Origin of the sequence: Ornithinibacillus massiliensis (assembly GCF_018310345.1) — a bacterium.
Lineage (GTDB): Bacteria > Bacillota > Bacilli > Bacillales > Amphibacillaceae > Ornithinibacillus > Ornithinibacillus massiliensis.
The window spans coordinates 265,206-280,293 of record NZ_JAGXBY010000001.1 but is presented as its reverse complement, the minus strand read 5'-3'; the positions used below and the strand labels follow the sequence as shown (position 1 = coordinate 280,293).

14 protein-coding genes and 1 riboswitch are annotated in these 15,088 nt (G+C 36.8%); of the genes, 1 reads left to right on the top strand and 13 read right to left on the bottom strand.

All coding sequences use genetic code 11. The annotated features are described in order from the left end of the window. Positions 1 to 465 precede the first annotated feature (465 nt). From KGF86_RS01390 to KGF86_RS01335, 12 genes are all read right to left on the bottom strand, one after another. Positions 466 to 1,017, bottom strand: a complete 552-nt coding sequence (locus KGF86_RS01390; RefSeq protein ID WP_211740920.1) for a VUT family protein — start codon at positions 1,015 to 1,017, stop codon at positions 466 to 468. Between the two features lie 21 nt (positions 1,018 to 1,038). After that, the gene (gene queF, locus KGF86_RS01385; RefSeq protein WP_211740919.1) at positions 1,039 to 1,539 is read right to left on the bottom strand and encodes a preQ(1) synthase; all 501 of its coding nucleotides are present in this window, start codon (positions 1,537 to 1,539) and stop codon (positions 1,039 to 1,041) included. Positions 1,540 to 1,635: 96 nt separating this feature from the next. Then, positions 1,636 to 1,682: riboswitch (PreQ1 riboswitch) on the bottom strand. A 168-nt stretch (positions 1,683 to 1,850) separates the two neighbouring features. Then, positions 1,851 to 3,107, bottom strand: a complete 1,257-nt coding sequence (locus tag KGF86_RS01380) for a DUF5068 domain-containing protein (RefSeq protein WP_211741201.1) — start codon at positions 3,105 to 3,107, stop codon at positions 1,851 to 1,853. Between the two features lie 193 nt (positions 3,108 to 3,300). Beyond that, a complete protein-coding gene (locus KGF86_RS01375; protein WP_211740918.1) occupies positions 3,301 to 4,098 on the bottom strand; it encodes a CPBP family intramembrane glutamic endopeptidase in 798 nt (265 codons plus the stop codon). A 100-nt stretch (positions 4,099 to 4,198) separates the two neighbouring features. After that, positions 4,199 to 4,987, bottom strand: coding sequence for a MerR family transcriptional regulator (locus KGF86_RS01370; RefSeq protein WP_186867999.1), 789 nt, complete (start codon positions 4,985 to 4,987; stop codon positions 4,199 to 4,201). 333 nt (positions 4,988 to 5,320) lie between these two features. Further along, positions 5,321 to 6,223 (bottom strand): EamA family transporter, encoded by a 903-nt coding sequence (locus KGF86_RS01365; RefSeq protein ID WP_211740917.1) that lies wholly within the window; start codon positions 6,221 to 6,223, stop codon positions 5,321 to 5,323. An 85-nt stretch (positions 6,224 to 6,308) separates the two neighbouring features. After that, positions 6,309 to 7,013, bottom strand: coding sequence for a helix-turn-helix transcriptional regulator (locus KGF86_RS01360; RefSeq protein ID WP_246521256.1), 705 nt, complete (start codon positions 7,011 to 7,013; stop codon positions 6,309 to 6,311). A 190-nt stretch (positions 7,014 to 7,203) separates the two neighbouring features. Further along, positions 7,204 to 7,917: an N-acetylmuramoyl-L-alanine amidase family protein gene (locus KGF86_RS01355; protein WP_211740916.1), complete on the bottom strand. Its 714-nt coding sequence runs from the start codon at positions 7,915 to 7,917 to the stop codon at positions 7,204 to 7,206. Between the two features lie 174 nt (positions 7,918 to 8,091). Then, positions 8,092 to 9,084 carry an LCP family protein gene (locus KGF86_RS01350; protein ID WP_246521254.1) on the bottom strand — a complete coding sequence of 331 codons (993 nt, stop codon included), beginning with the start codon at positions 9,082 to 9,084 and terminating at the stop codon, positions 8,092 to 8,094. Positions 9,085 to 9,160: 76 nt separating this feature from the next. After that, complete coding sequence (locus KGF86_RS01345) at positions 9,161 to 10,057, bottom strand: polysaccharide deacetylase family protein (protein WP_186867995.1); 897 nt, start codon at positions 10,055 to 10,057, stop codon at positions 9,161 to 9,163. Positions 10,058 to 10,237: 180 nt separating this feature from the next. Continuing rightward, positions 10,238 to 12,079, bottom strand: a complete 1,842-nt coding sequence (locus KGF86_RS01340; RefSeq protein ID WP_186867994.1) for a sensor histidine kinase — start codon at positions 12,077 to 12,079, stop codon at positions 10,238 to 10,240. Next, positions 12,076 to 12,759: a response regulator transcription factor gene (locus KGF86_RS01335; RefSeq protein WP_211740914.1), complete on the bottom strand. Its 684-nt coding sequence runs from the start codon at positions 12,757 to 12,759 to the stop codon at positions 12,076 to 12,078. Before KGF86_RS01335 ends, KGF86_RS01340 begins: the two co-directional genes overlap by 4 nt. Positions 12,760 to 13,193: 434 nt before the next feature. On the opposite strand from KGF86_RS01335, the gene mgtE reads away from it, so the two are divergent. Then, positions 13,194 to 14,549, top strand: a complete 1,356-nt coding sequence (gene mgtE, locus KGF86_RS01330; RefSeq protein ID WP_186867992.1) for a magnesium transporter — start codon at positions 13,194 to 13,196, stop codon at positions 14,547 to 14,549. Positions 14,550 to 14,692: 143 nt separating this feature from the next. Here the strand turns inward: mgtE and KGF86_RS01325 are convergent, their stop codons facing one another. Continuing rightward, positions 14,693 to 15,055: a hypothetical protein gene (locus KGF86_RS01325; protein ID WP_211740913.1), complete on the bottom strand. Its 363-nt coding sequence runs from the start codon at positions 15,053 to 15,055 to the stop codon at positions 14,693 to 14,695. Positions 15,056 to 15,088: the final 33 nt, after the last annotated feature.

Here is a 15,088-nt window from a genome sequence, read left to right as displayed (position 1 = left end):
AACTTATATCAATATTTTTAAAAAGTTTCCGTATATTAAACTAGCAGTTTCCCCCATATCCCTTTCATCATATTTGAACCAAAATCATCTCCTTTCGATATAAAATGGAGGAACGAGGCAATCAGTGGAAATATTAACCACATATTAGCATAATGTTCCAAGAACCGACATAATTTATCTGAAAATTGGTTATATTGTCATATATGAATTAGTTAGTATATCACATAAAATTTGTATGGTTCTGAGGAATTAGTATAGGAATTGTATAGATGATAAAAAATACAATTTTTACAATTAATGACATCAATAAAGTATATTTGCATAAAAAAATTATCATTTTATAGCTAAAGTAAAAAATCGCCTATCCATTAGGATAGACGATTTTTGCCGACATGTTATTTACCTTGTATTGATACTTTTAACCACCCTGCTCGGCCTGAAGTACAAGACATTATCCATAATGCCTCATGAATTAATTTTATTTAAAACAAGCCTTTTCCCTCTTATATGATAAACCTGATTCAAAAGAAGCGCTCCAATCATTTGAACCAACGTCTTTGCCATAATTTGTCCAGCGATAGCACCTGGTATCGCTGCCCATGGTAAAATATTCGCACCAATTGGGCTTAATCCAATCACGATAAATACAACCGAATCGAGGAATCCACCTACTAGCCCGCTATAGAACACACGCCATGGGATTGGTAGCTTCAGCCTCGTATATATTTCGGTATCGGCTGTTTCTGCCACGATAAATGAAAGTGCAGATGCTGCTACAATCATTAATGTATCGCCTAACAGATAGGAGGCAATTCCAGAAATAATTAATGCGGTAAATATGATCAAGTACGTCTTCTTTCTACCGTGTCGCATTTGCACAAGGTCACGTAGAATGAAGGTTGCACCAATAAACAACGTTCCCATTGGAATAATAAACACGCCAAATACTAGTGGCGCAAATTTTGCCGTTATCACATTAGCAACGACAATGGATAATAAATATAAAAATATTCTCATGTCTTATTCCCCTTCTTAAGATTACCGGTTATCAATTTTTTCTGGATTGAGATCGTGATTCATTAAACGATAATTCGCCATTTCCTCATATTTGGTACCTGGCTTGCCATAATTACACCATGGATCAATGGATATACCGCCACGAGGTGTGAATTTGCCCCACACTTCGATATAGCGCGGATCTAGCAATTGGATTAGGTCGTTCATAATGATATTCACGCAATCCTCGTGGAAGTCGCCATGATTTCGGAAACTAAACAAATATAATTTCAATGACTTACTCTCTACAATCTTCTTATCTGGTATATAGGAAATATACATAGTCGCGAAATCTGGTTGGCCGGTAATTGGGCATAGACTAGTAAATTCCGGACAATTGAACTTTACGAAATAATCTCGGTTAGCATGCAGATTGTCTACAGACTCTAATACCTCCGGTGCATAATCAGAGGGATATTTCGTGTTTTGATTCCCTAGTAAATGTAAGTCGTCTAATCCTTCCTTATTGGTTCTTGGTGACATAAAAAAACCTCCTCGTAAAGTTTGTTACCACTTCACAAGAGAGGCCATAGCATTTATCTATTAAAAAAAGAAAAAACTATGCCCTTATGGACATAGCAATCCATAGTTTTTTATAGAGGGTTTAAGCTAGGAACCTCTCCCGTTCGGGTATGCAATTGATTTCTTTATTATACAACTCCTTGTGCACATGTCAATCTCTATTTTATTAGGTTACCAATTGCTTTATTCCTTTCTTTAAGGAGACAAAAAAAGAGTAACAGATTTAAAATAAATCCATTACTCTTACATGAACGTGTTAAAAAGTAAAACAATTATAACTCAAAAGTAGCTGTTTTTCCTTTGGATAAATCTTTTGCTTCCTCACCCCGAATAGGGCCAAATTCTAATTCAATAGGTTTATCCTTCCAAATTTTATCATACTGCTCTTTGTCTAATGTATATATTTGCAGATATTCACCAGACTCTCCAGCTTCAATCAAATCACCATACCGATAATTAAGTAGCATCCCTTGGTCGAGAATGTACTGACTTCCATCGTTTACAATTAGCTTTGAACTCATTGATGATAGATTAATAGGCTCTGAACCTTTATTATCAAGCTCGAACTTAGCTGTCAGCAATACGATTCCATTATTAAAATCAGTAAAGCGTGGTGCTTCTATTTCATTTGGTGTGAATTCTGTGATCTGATATCCTTCTAGTGTAACCGTTACATCTCCTAACTGTTCACTTTCTCCAATATCAGACTCTTCCTTCAGCATCTTCTTCTCACCCATATCGTCAGTAGTTACCTTATCCTTATAAAAAGCTTCATTGGCAGCTACCTTCTCAGCACCTGCTTCATTTAAGCTTAGTGTAAATTTGCCATCCTTTCCAATCGGATTACCGAAGTCCCCTTTTTCTGCTTCAGCAGATGGAACTTCTATAGCCACAGTCCCTACATCTAATGCTTGTTGTAAATGGGACTTACCGAATGGATAAGCGTAATAACCAGTTACAGATTCACCAGCTTTTAAGGTGTAATCATTTGACGGTGATAATTTTTCTGGTAGCTGTTCTTCTTCTGGAAGCAGCTCTTTATAATTGTTATAAGCCTTATCCGCACCAGTAAATGACAGATAAAAAGTAGGCATATAATATACATCTTGATCGAGCTCATTCGTCACGGTATATTGTGCAATAATGACACCACCATCGGTCTCATCATTGAAAGGAATATCGAAATTAGTGTGGAAATCATTTAATTCAACCAGTGTATAGGCATCCAATGAAACCGTAACACCGTCCAATTCATGTACTTGTGATTCCTTATTTTCATAAAGTACATTCGCCGTTCCTTCTGTTTTATCCTCCATATAAGTAATTAATTCTGCAAAATCACCAGTAGCCGCTCGATTCGTTTCTTCTGATTCCGCTTCTTCCTCTGGTTCATCTTCTTGAACTTCTTCGTCGTCAACCTCTTCATTATCTTCCTTTGAAACATCTTCATTATCATTAGCTGTCTCTTTCTCACCACTTCCACATCCACTTAAAATAAATAATGCTAGCATCATAGTGACAAGAACCATCGATATTCTACCCAATATTTTCCAACCTCCAAGATTTCAAACTGGTAACAGTGTAACATATTAGGCTTTTTAGTAATATGAGGAGAAAGGATTAATTTATATGGAAGAATACTACAATACTAAGTCTCAAGTCACATTACTTTAGAACGACCTTCACAGAGCAAGGAATATTTAATTGAACCTAATGAATAACCTATAGATCCCTACCATATAAGATCTTTCTAGGATTTATAACAATTAATAGTAATGCGACTATAACATAACAAGGCATTACATATAGTAAAACGTCTAATACATCCCCCGGAATTACCACTAGAGAAAAATTAAACAATTGATGAATGACAATTGGTATCACAAGGTTCTTATTCAGATTGTAGAATAACGTCATCATAATGGAAATAGATAAAATCCCAATCATAAAAAGCACCATGTACTTGATTAAACTGATCCCAGCATATCCCGAGGCAAACCATAGTGGGGTGTGCCAAAATCCCCACAAAATTCCTACTATGATGCCAGATAATAATGGAGAGTACTTTTTTTGTAATTCACTTATAGCATATCCTCTCCAACCTAACTCTTCCCCTAAAGGTCCCCTTACTAAACTATCTATAAAAGCAATGAGCAATAGTCCGAAGCTCGTAAAGGAAAACGCTAGCGTACCCTGTATATTGGATAGTACTATAATAGCTACAAAGAGGATTAAAACTTGTATACTTACTACATTAATCAATACAGAAGGCCTTATTCTTTCAGCAAATTGTTTTTTTATAAACTCTACTAAACTTACTTCTTGTTGAATTCTCTTAAACAATATAATAAAAGCAAAGGTTGAAGACCATGCAGCGATAACTTGTAGAAGGTTGGTTATACTATCAGGAACCCCCAATAGCATACTTATGCCAATAGCGATAAAAAACACCAAAAATATAACATAGCTTAGGATAATAAAACTTATCAATGGTCTCTTGACTGGTTTTTTCTTTTTCATAAAGCCACTCCTTTAAAACAAGTCGTTAATAATGGAGTCATCCATTACTAATCATCATTTTAAACCTGTGGGTTACCCCCAGCTCAAGACCATTTACGATTTATTTTAAAGGGGTGTACACTTCTAAAAACACACGCTCTAGACCATCTACATATGTAGTCAATAATATATTGATATACGTTACACCAGCTAATTCATACCCATTTTCACGTGCTATCTTTAAAAGCCTTTCTCCTACTTCTTGGTCCATACTTTCCCCACCATCCACCGCTCTGCCGTTTTCGATTACCATATACATACATTGCGGATGATAAAGGATACCACCGTTATCATTATGTTCTGGATCTCCCATCTCTCTAACAATAACAAAGTGATCTTCTTTAATTCCCTTTTGATCAAAATAGATAACACGTCTTGCACTCTTTAACGTAACAGCTTTCTCCTCTGTATTAATTTTTAACATTTCATATTCATTGTAAGCTTTATAATCCGTTATGTTGCCCACTACTTCTAATGGTCCCATCTCTTTAATCGTATACTTTCCTAAATGATTGTTAATTTTATTACAAGCTTCTTTCACCGATCTAATCTTTTTTAAAAGAAGACTCTTATATTCAAGTTCCTCAACTATTTGTTCTTCCTTCTCCTCTAATATACTTTCTAAATCGACTACACTCATATTCTGCCGTATCTCTTGGATTTTCTTAATCTCGATATCAATTTCTCTATAAAAATTGGTTGTAATAACGTCCTGAATATCATATTCATTATATTTTCTATACCCATTATGAGCATCATGCTCCGGTTTAACCAAACCTTTTTCCTCATAATACTTTAATGTATCCCTAGAAACTCCCAAAAATTTAGCAACTTGACCAATGGTATACATAATTCACCCCCTGTAAATCGGCTGTAAGAATAGACTTACCTTTATCACAGAAACATTTTTATTAAAAAATAGACCTCTACACTTATTATAAATAATGTCTTGGTCATTCACCATTATTCCCTGAGTAGTCCCGCTTTCAGGATGTTCGCAAACTTGATATTTATACGCCTATTAAAGTTACCCATTGGTTAGGAGAGTTCATTTTTCATGTTGCTCCTTTTTGGCAGACTGGTTGATTAACCAAATCTTGCTGTAATAGGTTGATTAGTTATGGAATACAAAAATTAGCCCCCTTACGCTATTTTGTAAAGGGACTTCATGTCTAGCTATGCTTCAACCACTCATACTTTTCTGCTCATTAAGTTCCATTTCTCCATTCGATTTCTCCGACCTTATTAATATCCCGATTCCAATAAGTAAAAGGATCATCCCTACCCACGAGATAAGGCTTAACGTCTCCCCTACGATAAAGACGCCTAATAATGCAGCTGTTAGCGGCTCGGCCAACGATAGGGTAACAGCGGTAGAGGAGGATACATGGGTAAGCCCTTTGGCAAATAATAAATAGGCTATTCCTGTTGCCACGATGCCCAGATGAAGACTGACTACAACACCGCGAGAACTTGCTAGCCAGGACATATCAAACACAAACAAAAATGGCGATAACAAAATCCCACTAAGGGTAAATACAATTGCCACTACAGATATAGAAGAGTATTTTGCTACTAGCTCCCTACTTACTAGCGTATATCCTGCAAATGATAACCCCGCACCCAATGCCAAGAATAATCCCACCGGGTCCACTTGAACAGCGTCTTTATTCATAAATAACAAAAGACAGCCGAAGATAGAGAGCAATGTAGAACACAACCAAATCATAGGTGGACGTTTTCTACGATAAACCCATTCTAAAAATCCAGATAAAATAGGGGCACTCCCAATCGCTACTACAGTCCCTATAGCCACCCCAGTTAATGTAACAGCTGAGAAAAATAAAGGTTGATACAAGGCCATACATAAAGCCGCTATTAGTGTCGGCTTAATTGGCCAGTTCCTGACATTCCATTTACCAGTTAGGAGAACTATTAGTAATAAAAATACCCCTCCTACCGCTAAACGAGTAGCCCCAATCGCAATCGGATGGGCGGAATCTGGGGCAAGCGCTTGTGATGTTCCTGTTGTCCCCCACAGAATCGCAGCCAATAATATCAAAAAAGGAGGTAACTTCCCTGTCATTTTGCTCACCTCAATTAAAAAAAGAATAGTAAACTTATCATAGAAAAATTCTTAAGAATTTTCTTTACCAAGTTTACTATCCTTTTTATCCAATTTGAAGCTTTCTATATTGTTGTGGAGCGATTCCCTCACAGCCTACAAACCATCTCGTAAATGAGGACGAATTCTCATAGCCTAATTCCTCACTAATCCTCGACATAGACCAATCGGTTGCAAGCAGGAGATGCTTTGCCTCCTTCAAGCGAAGCTCGGAAATATATGCTTTCGGACTCTTCCCAGTCTTTTTCTTAAACCAAGCTGAATAATATACCGGATGATAGTGTTCAATCGATGCTAATGCTTCTAGCTTAATAGGCTCCTTATAATGTTTATGAATATAATCAATGGATGGTGAATGGGAGATTTGCAGCTTATTCGTTACATATCTAGTCAAATCCACTAAGGAAGATAAGTTATCCTCATTCCTTGCCTCTTCCAATAGCAAATAACGAATAGAACTCCATTGTTTATCTAACGGTATGTACATGCTGTCCGTATCTCCCGGCAAATAGTGAATTGGGATATCTAATATTAGAAATTCATTCCTATCGACCGATCGGTAATGATGATTACAATTTGGAGGAAGGTAAAAGCAATAATCGGATGTAAGGTTTACCGCTTGCCATTTTGTTTGTATGTCTAAGGTACCCTGTAAAGGGAAAAGAAATTGGCCAAAATCATGTTGATGTGAATGGAATTCCTTCGAATACGTTCTTCTCTCGCATATGACTTGATTGAGACGTTGCATCATGTACTCCCCCATAACCTTAGCTTATTATAATATAGTATAAATCTTATAAGGTGTACCATAAAGGGAGAATTCCGTTTTTTTAGTAGATGATGTATGGCGCTAGTGTAACCGTGCTTTTCCCTTCCTTCATGACAAAATAACTGGCTTTTCAAGTTACATACTGATAAGAGATTACATATTGCAAGGCCATTTACAGATCCAAGTATTCTTTTATGCCATCACGAATAGCCTCTGCCGCGGTTTGTTGAAATTCCTCCGATATCATCTCTCGCTCCTGCTCCGGATTGGTCAAATAACCTATTTCTAATAAGACCGCAGGCATCGTCGTATCGGTTAGGACAAAGTAATTTTCCTTTCTAACCCCTCTATCGGTGTAGCCAGTTGCACTTAACAAATGCTTATGTATCGTATTGGCTAATACTTCTGCATCGTCATGGTAATAATACGTTTCCGTACCCGATACAGACGGGTTATCAAACGTATTGGCATGTATCGAAACATACAGATCTGCGGATAGGTCATTCGCAAAGTTCGGTCTCTCTCTTGTCTCCGTTGAAATAAAGACATCTTCTTCTCTAGTCATATATACTTCCAATGCTGCTTCTTGTTCCAGTAGTGCTGCTAGTTTCTTTGACAAGCTTAATGTGAAGTCCTTTTCAAAAGAACCACTAGCACCGATTGCCCCCGGGTCATCGCCACCATGCCCTGGATCAATTACGACCTTATAAACCGGGCTTGAAGAGCTATCTTCCTGTTCATTTGATACGACCACATCTTGGTTACTCAATTGCTCTTCCTTTTTGGCCTGGCTTAGTGCTTTACTTAACTCCACATTTTCCTTCCAAGTAAATATTAGTAGAACGACTAACAGACTAAAAACCACTAATCTAATCCATTTCTTCATACGCAAATTCTCCTTGTTTCACATCTAGTAGCTGTATGTTTATTACAATTATTGTTTATCCAGTATTAAGTCTATTTCACCTATTCATCTACAGTGTAACACCTTGATGTAAAGGTGAGATAAAGATAAAAAAAGTAGCCTATACCAATATTTCAGTATAGACTACTTTACAAATTATAATTCCAATTCCTGTTTTAATTGATTAGAAATAGTAGCTAATCCTTCTTCTGACGGGATGAAATAATAGATGCCTTCTATTTTTTCATCCTGACCTTCTATTTCATACGTTTTGATTTCTGAAGCATCAATAGATGAATATAGCTTCTGTAATTGGAATAATTCACTAGGACTTAGGCTAGTCTTCACATTTGATCCGATAATATTTGCCAGTTCTCCTATTTTAAACAAGGTGTCCGTAGAAATTGCTTCCTTTAAGGTTGACTTGATAAATTGGCGTTGTCTTTCTTCACGAGAATAGATGTTATTCGTTGCCTGTTTTCTCATACGAACAAAGGCAAGAGCTTCCTCACCATTCATCTTTTGCTCACCTTTTTCAAAGTAGAAGGTCTCGCCACCTTTAATGTGACTTTTTTGTGAGAACGGTTCTTTGACATCAATCGTAACGCCACCGAGTGCATCTACTACCTCACTAAATCCTTCAAAATTAACCGCAACATATTCGTCGATTGGAATATCTAACAATTGTTCTACCTTTTCGACAGTTAGTTTATTGGCACCATAGCCAAACATAGAACCATAGGAGTATGCTGCGTTAATTTTATGGTAACCAACATAAGCAGGGTCTACTTCATCTGCCGTAAAATCCATTTTTGTATCACGTGGAACGGTTGTTAGGGATACTTGCTTGGTATTCGGATTTAATGTAGCAACAATTAGCGAGTCAGCACGACCATTTTGGCCACTTGCCCCATCATCCACTCCCATTAATAATATCGATATCGGGTCGCCACCAAAGTCAACCTCTTCCTCTCTAAGTGCCGACTTGTTATCTGGACGGTCAATCTCCTCATGAGCCTCTTTTGTAGCCGCATAAACATTTACAAAGAAATAAATACTATATGCTACGACTGCGGCGACAATTAATAATAAAAACTTCCAAGTTAATTTTCTCCGTTTTTTCTTTCTAATTTGCTTTCGGTTCTCCAATGTAATCTCCCTCACTTTCGTATTATCTTGCATGAATACGCTAGTAACGTAGAACTAGTCCATACCTATCCTATTACTAGGGAAGACGATAACAGCGATTATAACAGTTGAAATGATATGCTTGTATATGCTCATCAATTACCTTCGTCTGGAAACCTTGCTCTTGTAAGTACTGTAGCAGAGTAGATAAATGATGGGCGGTCTCGCCACGATCGTGCATTAATATAACTGGGGTTATCCCATCATTTTCTAATTTTTCTACCTGTGATATAACATTCTTTACGTATTCATCCTTTGATAAACTCCAATCACTGCTATCTACATTCCAATCCCACAATTTAAATCCATTCTGATCAAACACTTCCCTAAATGAATCGGTTAAATATGGGATGCTTCCATACGGTGTACGAATTAAGGAGGAATGGACACCTGAAATACTCTCTAATGTATCCTGTGCTGTTTTCATTTCCCCTAAAGCAGACTGCTCGGATTTATAAAATATATCTTTATTATGGGTCACCCCATGTAATCCGACAGCATGTCCGTCCTTAACCGTACGTCTTACTGCCTCTGGATATTGCTTCATCGCAGGCTCCAGCATAAAGAATGTTGCTTTCGCATTGAATTGATCAAGCGTATCTAAAATTTCATCTGAAACAGAGCTTGGGCCATCGTCAAATGTTAAGTATACGACTTTCCCCGTCTCATCTGCTATTGATTTTACTGGTTCTTCCGTTACTTCTTCGTTCTCATTCGTTTCTACTTCCGGTGATACTGTATCTTCTGACGGCTCTACGGTATCTTCCTCTTTATCTTGTACCTTTTCATCCTCTGAATCTATGGATAACGATTGCTCGCTATTATTCTCACTGTTTTCTGAGCTAACAGCGGTCGAGCTAAATTTCGTTACAATCGCGAAAGCTACGATAATTAGTACAACACAAATTATTAGTGGTCGGTAACTTTTTAACATATTGATGATCTTCCTTTCACTTTACCCTTTACTGTTGGTGCATAATGCTAGAGTAGTATAGTGAAATAAAGATAAAAAAAAGATAGCGTGAAGTTAACTTAAAGATTACTAGAATACGATTCCAAGTAACATGTCGTCTAACCCTAACCAGAAAGGGCGGTTAGACGACTGTCTAAAACATTATGTTTTATTTAAATAAAAGTAGAAACATACCCCTGTGTCGGTATTATAAACCCCATACTCGACATCATGTAATAGTAAGATGTTTTTGGAAATAGCAAGTCCTAGTCCTGTCCCTTCCTTCGAGCGTTGATTCTTATCCCCCTGGTAGAAGCGATCCCATACCTTTTCCAATTGATCTGGGTCAATAGAGCTACCTTCATTTTCTATAGTTATTTTTACTTTACTATCCTCTTCATTTGTATTGATGGTTATATTCCCTGATTCAGGGGTATGACGAATCGCATTGGTTACGAAATTCGTTACTACCTGTTCGATCCAATGTTCATTCGCAACTACCTCAATAGGCTCTACGTTCACGTGCACATGTAACTCCTTGTCATGCGCCTTAATTAGCAATTGCTGGTAAACATTATGAATCAGTTCGTCTATACGAAAGACTTCCATTTTCATTTTATATGTTCCTGATTCAAACTTAGCCAGCTCCAGCATATCAACAATTAAGCGATCCATGCGGTTAACTTCCTGACTCATCGCTGCGAAATAATATTCCCTTTTATCCTTCGCTACACCATCTTGTAGGATGTCGATACAGCTTTTCATAATACTTAAAGGTGTTTTTAACTCGTGCGACACGCCAGCGATAAAGCTTTTACGTGTTAGTTCTAATTGCCTTTCCTTCTCGATATCCTGCTGTAATGCTCGTATATAGGAATGTAACGTATCCGAAAGGGAATTGATATTCTTAGCCAGTTCACCGATTTCATCCTTAGACTTCACTGGTACTCGTTCTTTAAAATCTAAATTAGCTATCCGCTTTGCTGTATTATTGATTTTTAATAATGGGCTAGCTATTTTTTTCGAATAATAAAATGCCACTAACAAAATTAATACGAGGACGCCAAGAATAATATAGATGTAGTAATCCTTCATCATCTCTACAGCTTCATCAATCGGCTGTAGGGATGCCATCGTAAAGAAATAGATGGTCTCACCATTGCTATCTTTTTGCTCGTTGATTAATACTCGATAATTTATTCCATTTTCCTCATATTCTAGCTCATCAGATAAAGGAACCTGAGTACGGTTAAAAATCAAATCAATTTGAAATTGCTTAATTCGTTCCAAAAATAGTCGATTGGATAGTGTTGAAGCATATAAAAGACTATTATTACTTGGTATGTGTATGTCATCAATACTTCCATATATTATTTGGTTTACGATTTTCTTGGAATCCTTATGTTTTTCTGCTTCTGCAGCAAGTGCAGTATTTTTCCAAAAACTCACATTATCAATTCCGCCATTTAGCAGATAAAAAGGATTTTGTGGTTCATACACAACTTCTTCTGTACTAACAATGAGTTCATACGGATAAATCTCATCATCCTTTTCTATCCCATGAATTTCAATTAGGCGATTTTCTTTTCCATCAAAAAAATCGAGCTGGTCATTTTCATTATACGTATCCTCTAGGTAGGAAATAGGGATGACAAACTGTTGATCTGTATAGGTAACCAATTCGTCTTCTAATACAAACCCTTGATCTAATTGCACAGAATAGTCTTTTGTCCCGTTAATATAACCATGTTTGTCCAGTACAGCAATCCATGCATTGTTTTCTTGATAGAATTGTTGCTCTAGCTCTTGCCGTCTTATTTCATCTTCATCAAGCTTTTGATAATCTACGATGAATGAATCAACGGCTTGTGATAGCTGATTCAGTTTATTGTTCGCATAATAATCTTCAAATAGGATCGTTTGACCAATAAAAATACTCGCCAATATTAATATACACAGTCCTGACGTGAGCAAGAATAATTTCACTACAATGCGATTTCTCATTCTAGCTCCTCAAATTTATATCCTGCACGTACAATGGTTTTGATTTGATTGGCGCATTTCCCTAATTTGTGTCGTAAGTTACGGATATGCGTATTAATCGTTCGATCATCCCCAGCAAAATCGTATCCCCAAATTTTAATAATTAATTGCTCTCTGGATACGACGATGTTTTTATTTTTCATTAGATAGGTTAATATTTCAAATTCAGTATGGGTTAACGTAATGTACTCATCCTCAACCTTAACAGAATGGGAACGGAGGTCTACTTCGAGATGCTTACTCGTCAGGACTTCATTATTTTCGGGTACGCTATGTCCACCTTGCGAGGTGAGTAAGCGCTTTGCCCTTGCTAGCAGAACTCGTGGACTAAATGGCTTTGTTACATAATCGTCTGCTCCTAGTTCGAATCCTAATAGAGTATCCTCTTCATCTGATCTTGCTGTTAGCATAATGATGGGCACGGTGGACTTTTCACGTATTTTCTTACATACGGACCATCCATCCAATTCCGGCATCATCACATCAAGAATGACTAGATCAACTGCTAAACTTCCAAATAAAGTTAATGCTTCCTTCCCATTTTTTGCCTCTAACACCTTATAACCCGCATCGACAAAATAGTCCTTATTAATCTCTCTTAGTATATCTTCATCTTCCACAATTAATATTGTTTCTTTCATAGAACCCATCCTTGTTTAACCTTAATAAACCCCAAACACTAAATTCTACTTAAACATTAAAATTATATCAATTTCATGTAAAGATTAGATAAAGAAAATAAAGTTGATTGGTAGAAACTCCATAAATAACAGATCAACAGAACACTTTAATCCCTTTATCGATAAGGGTTTTCACGCTGTCTACTTAATTAGTATTTTTTTCCTTTGTTACTCTCAAAGCATTTAGCAGGGGTTTGCTTTTTCCCTATTTAGTCTATATCCTAATTAATGCGTACATAAGGACTTATTTTTATTAGGTTTCATCATTATAGCATTGCTTATTCCAAGGAATTGGTCACATTTTTTTATACTACTTTTCACAGGACTAGTTTATGGGAATAATTCAATAAGGACAATTAATTCAATTGCCATCCTACGTAAAGGAGGGGACATGGATGACGCTAAATATAGAGAACGAAATCACATTGGCTATTATCCAAGCCTTAAAAGATGGAAAGAAAGAGACATTCCAAGAAATTATTGATGAATTGCAGCCGTATGATTTAGCGCAGCAATATCTTCAATTAGCTCCTAAATATCGAAATAAGTTTATTCTCTACTTGTCCATTGAACAACTAACAGACTTTATCCAGGAGTTAGAGAATGAAGAGCAGTTAGATGTGCTACATAAAGTAGGAATTGAAAAATCAACTAAAGTTCTGGATTTAATGGAAAATGATGATTTGGCGGATCTACTAGCAAATGTAGAGCCGGAAAAAATGGAAGAACTGTTATCAGAAATGAAGCAGGAAGAATACCAAATCGTCCAAAACTTAATGAATTATCCTCCCGAGACTGCCGGTAGGATTATGAATAACCGCTATGTATGGATACCAAGGAACTATACTGTTCGTGAGGCAGTCGATAAGCTAAAGCATTTTGCAGAGCTGGCTGAATACCTTAACTATCTCTATGTCATTGATGAGAATAAGCATCTTATCGGTGTTGTGTCGTATAAAGATTTATTGCTGGCAGATTTGCAAGATAAGATTGAGGACATTATGTATAGTAGAGTCGTGAAGGTCGATGCACTAACAGACCAGGAGGAAGTTGCTAAGATAATTTCGCGGTACGATTTTGTCTCCATTCCAGTTGTGGAAGAGGAGAATAAATTAGTAGGGGTTATTACGGTCGATGATATTATCGATGTCGTCATTCAAGAAGCGAACGAAGATATTGAAAAATTATCTGCCTCTGGTAAAGCGATTGACTTCAATACGAAGCCTCTCGTAGCTGCTTCTCGGCGATTACCTTGGTTAATTTTACTACTCTTTATTGGGCTTATTTCAGGTAGTATCATTGATGGCTTTTCTGCAACGCTAGAAAAGTCAGTTGCACTCGCATTCTTTATGCCAATGATTGCAGGGATGACCGGTAATACAGGAACCCAATCACTTGCAGTAGTCGTAAGGGGACTTGCATCAAAAGACTTGAATTTTAAACAAGTCATCAAGCTAATCGCCCGTGAGTTGTGGGTAGGTATCATGATTGGGATTATCTGTGCCATCATGATTACGATTATTGCCTATTTGTGGCAAGGTAGTCTAACACTAGGCTTGGTAGTGGGGAGTTCGTTATTAATCACGTTAATTATTGGAACATTAGCAGGAACGATTATCCCATTAATTCTATATAAATTTAAGGTCGATCCTGCCGTCGCATCAGGACCGCTAATTACAACGATCAATGATATTTTATCCTTACTGATTTACTTCGGGATTGCGACGATGTTCATCACGCAGCTGATGTGATCAGGAGAATATAGGCTTTTGAAGCAACCCTAATCCATTTACTAAAGTCTAGTGAGTGGATTAGGGTTTTTTAAATTGGTGGAGTCATGTATTTATTTGATCACTCTTCTTAATGAATCATCTTCATCTTTATCCCCAGTGTTTTACATTTTGGAGAGTCCGTAAATGAAAAAACTAAATAATAAACTAATGGTTGTTAAGCCTGCTACCGGAATAGCAAAAACTTTATTACCTTTAAATTCATAAATAGCTGTAATGGCACCTGCCCCGCACAAAACTAACCACACAGGCAAGAATATAGCATCTGCAATATTCGTTGGTAGTAAAGCATAACCACTAGTTAAGAAAAATACCCAATGAAGTAGCAACAGCCCTACTATGACATAAGAAATCTTTCGAGGTGGTCTTCTGTTCTCATTCTTTCTCGCAGCGATAATTATTGGAATAGTAATGGTTGAAATGAAAATGATACTTATAACCATAAAAAATATGAGAGAAATCCCCATGACGTCCACTTCCTTTCATTTTAAACAATTCTC

Excerpts from the sequence above, each read along its gene's own strand:
- KGF86_RS01355 (WP_211740916.1), bottom strand. The coding sequence starts at position 7,917 with ATGAAGAAATGGATTAGATTAGTGGTTTTTAGTCTGTTAGTCGTTCTA.
- KGF86_RS01335 (WP_211740914.1), bottom strand. The coding sequence starts at position 12,759 with ATGAAAGAAACAATATTAATTGTGGAAGATGAAGATATACTAAGAGAG.
- KGF86_RS01375 (WP_211740918.1), bottom strand. The coding sequence starts at position 4,098 with ATGAAAAAGAAAAAACCAGTCAAGAGACCATTGATAAGTTTTATTATC.
- KGF86_RS01380 (WP_211741201.1), bottom strand. The coding sequence starts at position 3,107 with ATGGTTCTTGTCACTATGATGCTAGCATTATTTATTTTAAGTGGATGT.
- KGF86_RS01340 (WP_186867994.1), bottom strand. The coding sequence starts at position 12,079 with ATGAGAAATCGCATTGTAGTGAAATTATTCTTGCTCACGTCAGGACTG.
- KGF86_RS01360 (WP_246521256.1), bottom strand. The coding sequence starts at position 7,013 with ATGATGCAACGTCTCAATCAAGTCATATGCGAGAGAAGAACGTATTCG.
- KGF86_RS01365 (WP_211740917.1), bottom strand. The coding sequence starts at position 6,223 with ATGACAGGGAAGTTACCTCCTTTTTTGATATTATTGGCTGCGATTCTG.
- KGF86_RS01345 (WP_186867995.1), bottom strand. The coding sequence starts at position 10,057 with ATGTTAAAAAGTTACCGACCACTAATAATTTGTGTTGTACTAATTATC.
- KGF86_RS01325 (WP_211740913.1), bottom strand. The coding sequence starts at position 15,055 with ATGGGGATTTCTCTCATATTTTTTATGGTTATAAGTATCATTTTCATT.
- mgtE (WP_186867992.1), top strand. The coding sequence starts at position 13,194 with ATGACGCTAAATATAGAGAACGAAATCACATTGGCTATTATCCAAGCC.
- queF (WP_211740919.1), bottom strand. The coding sequence starts at position 1,539 with ATGTCACCAAGAACCAATAAGGAAGGATTAGACGACTTACATTTACTA.
- KGF86_RS01390 (WP_211740920.1), bottom strand. The coding sequence starts at position 1,017 with ATGAGAATATTTTTATATTTATTATCCATTGTCGTTGCTAATGTGATA.
- KGF86_RS01370 (WP_186867999.1), bottom strand. The coding sequence starts at position 4,987 with ATGTATACCATTGGTCAAGTTGCTAAATTTTTGGGAGTTTCTAGGGAT.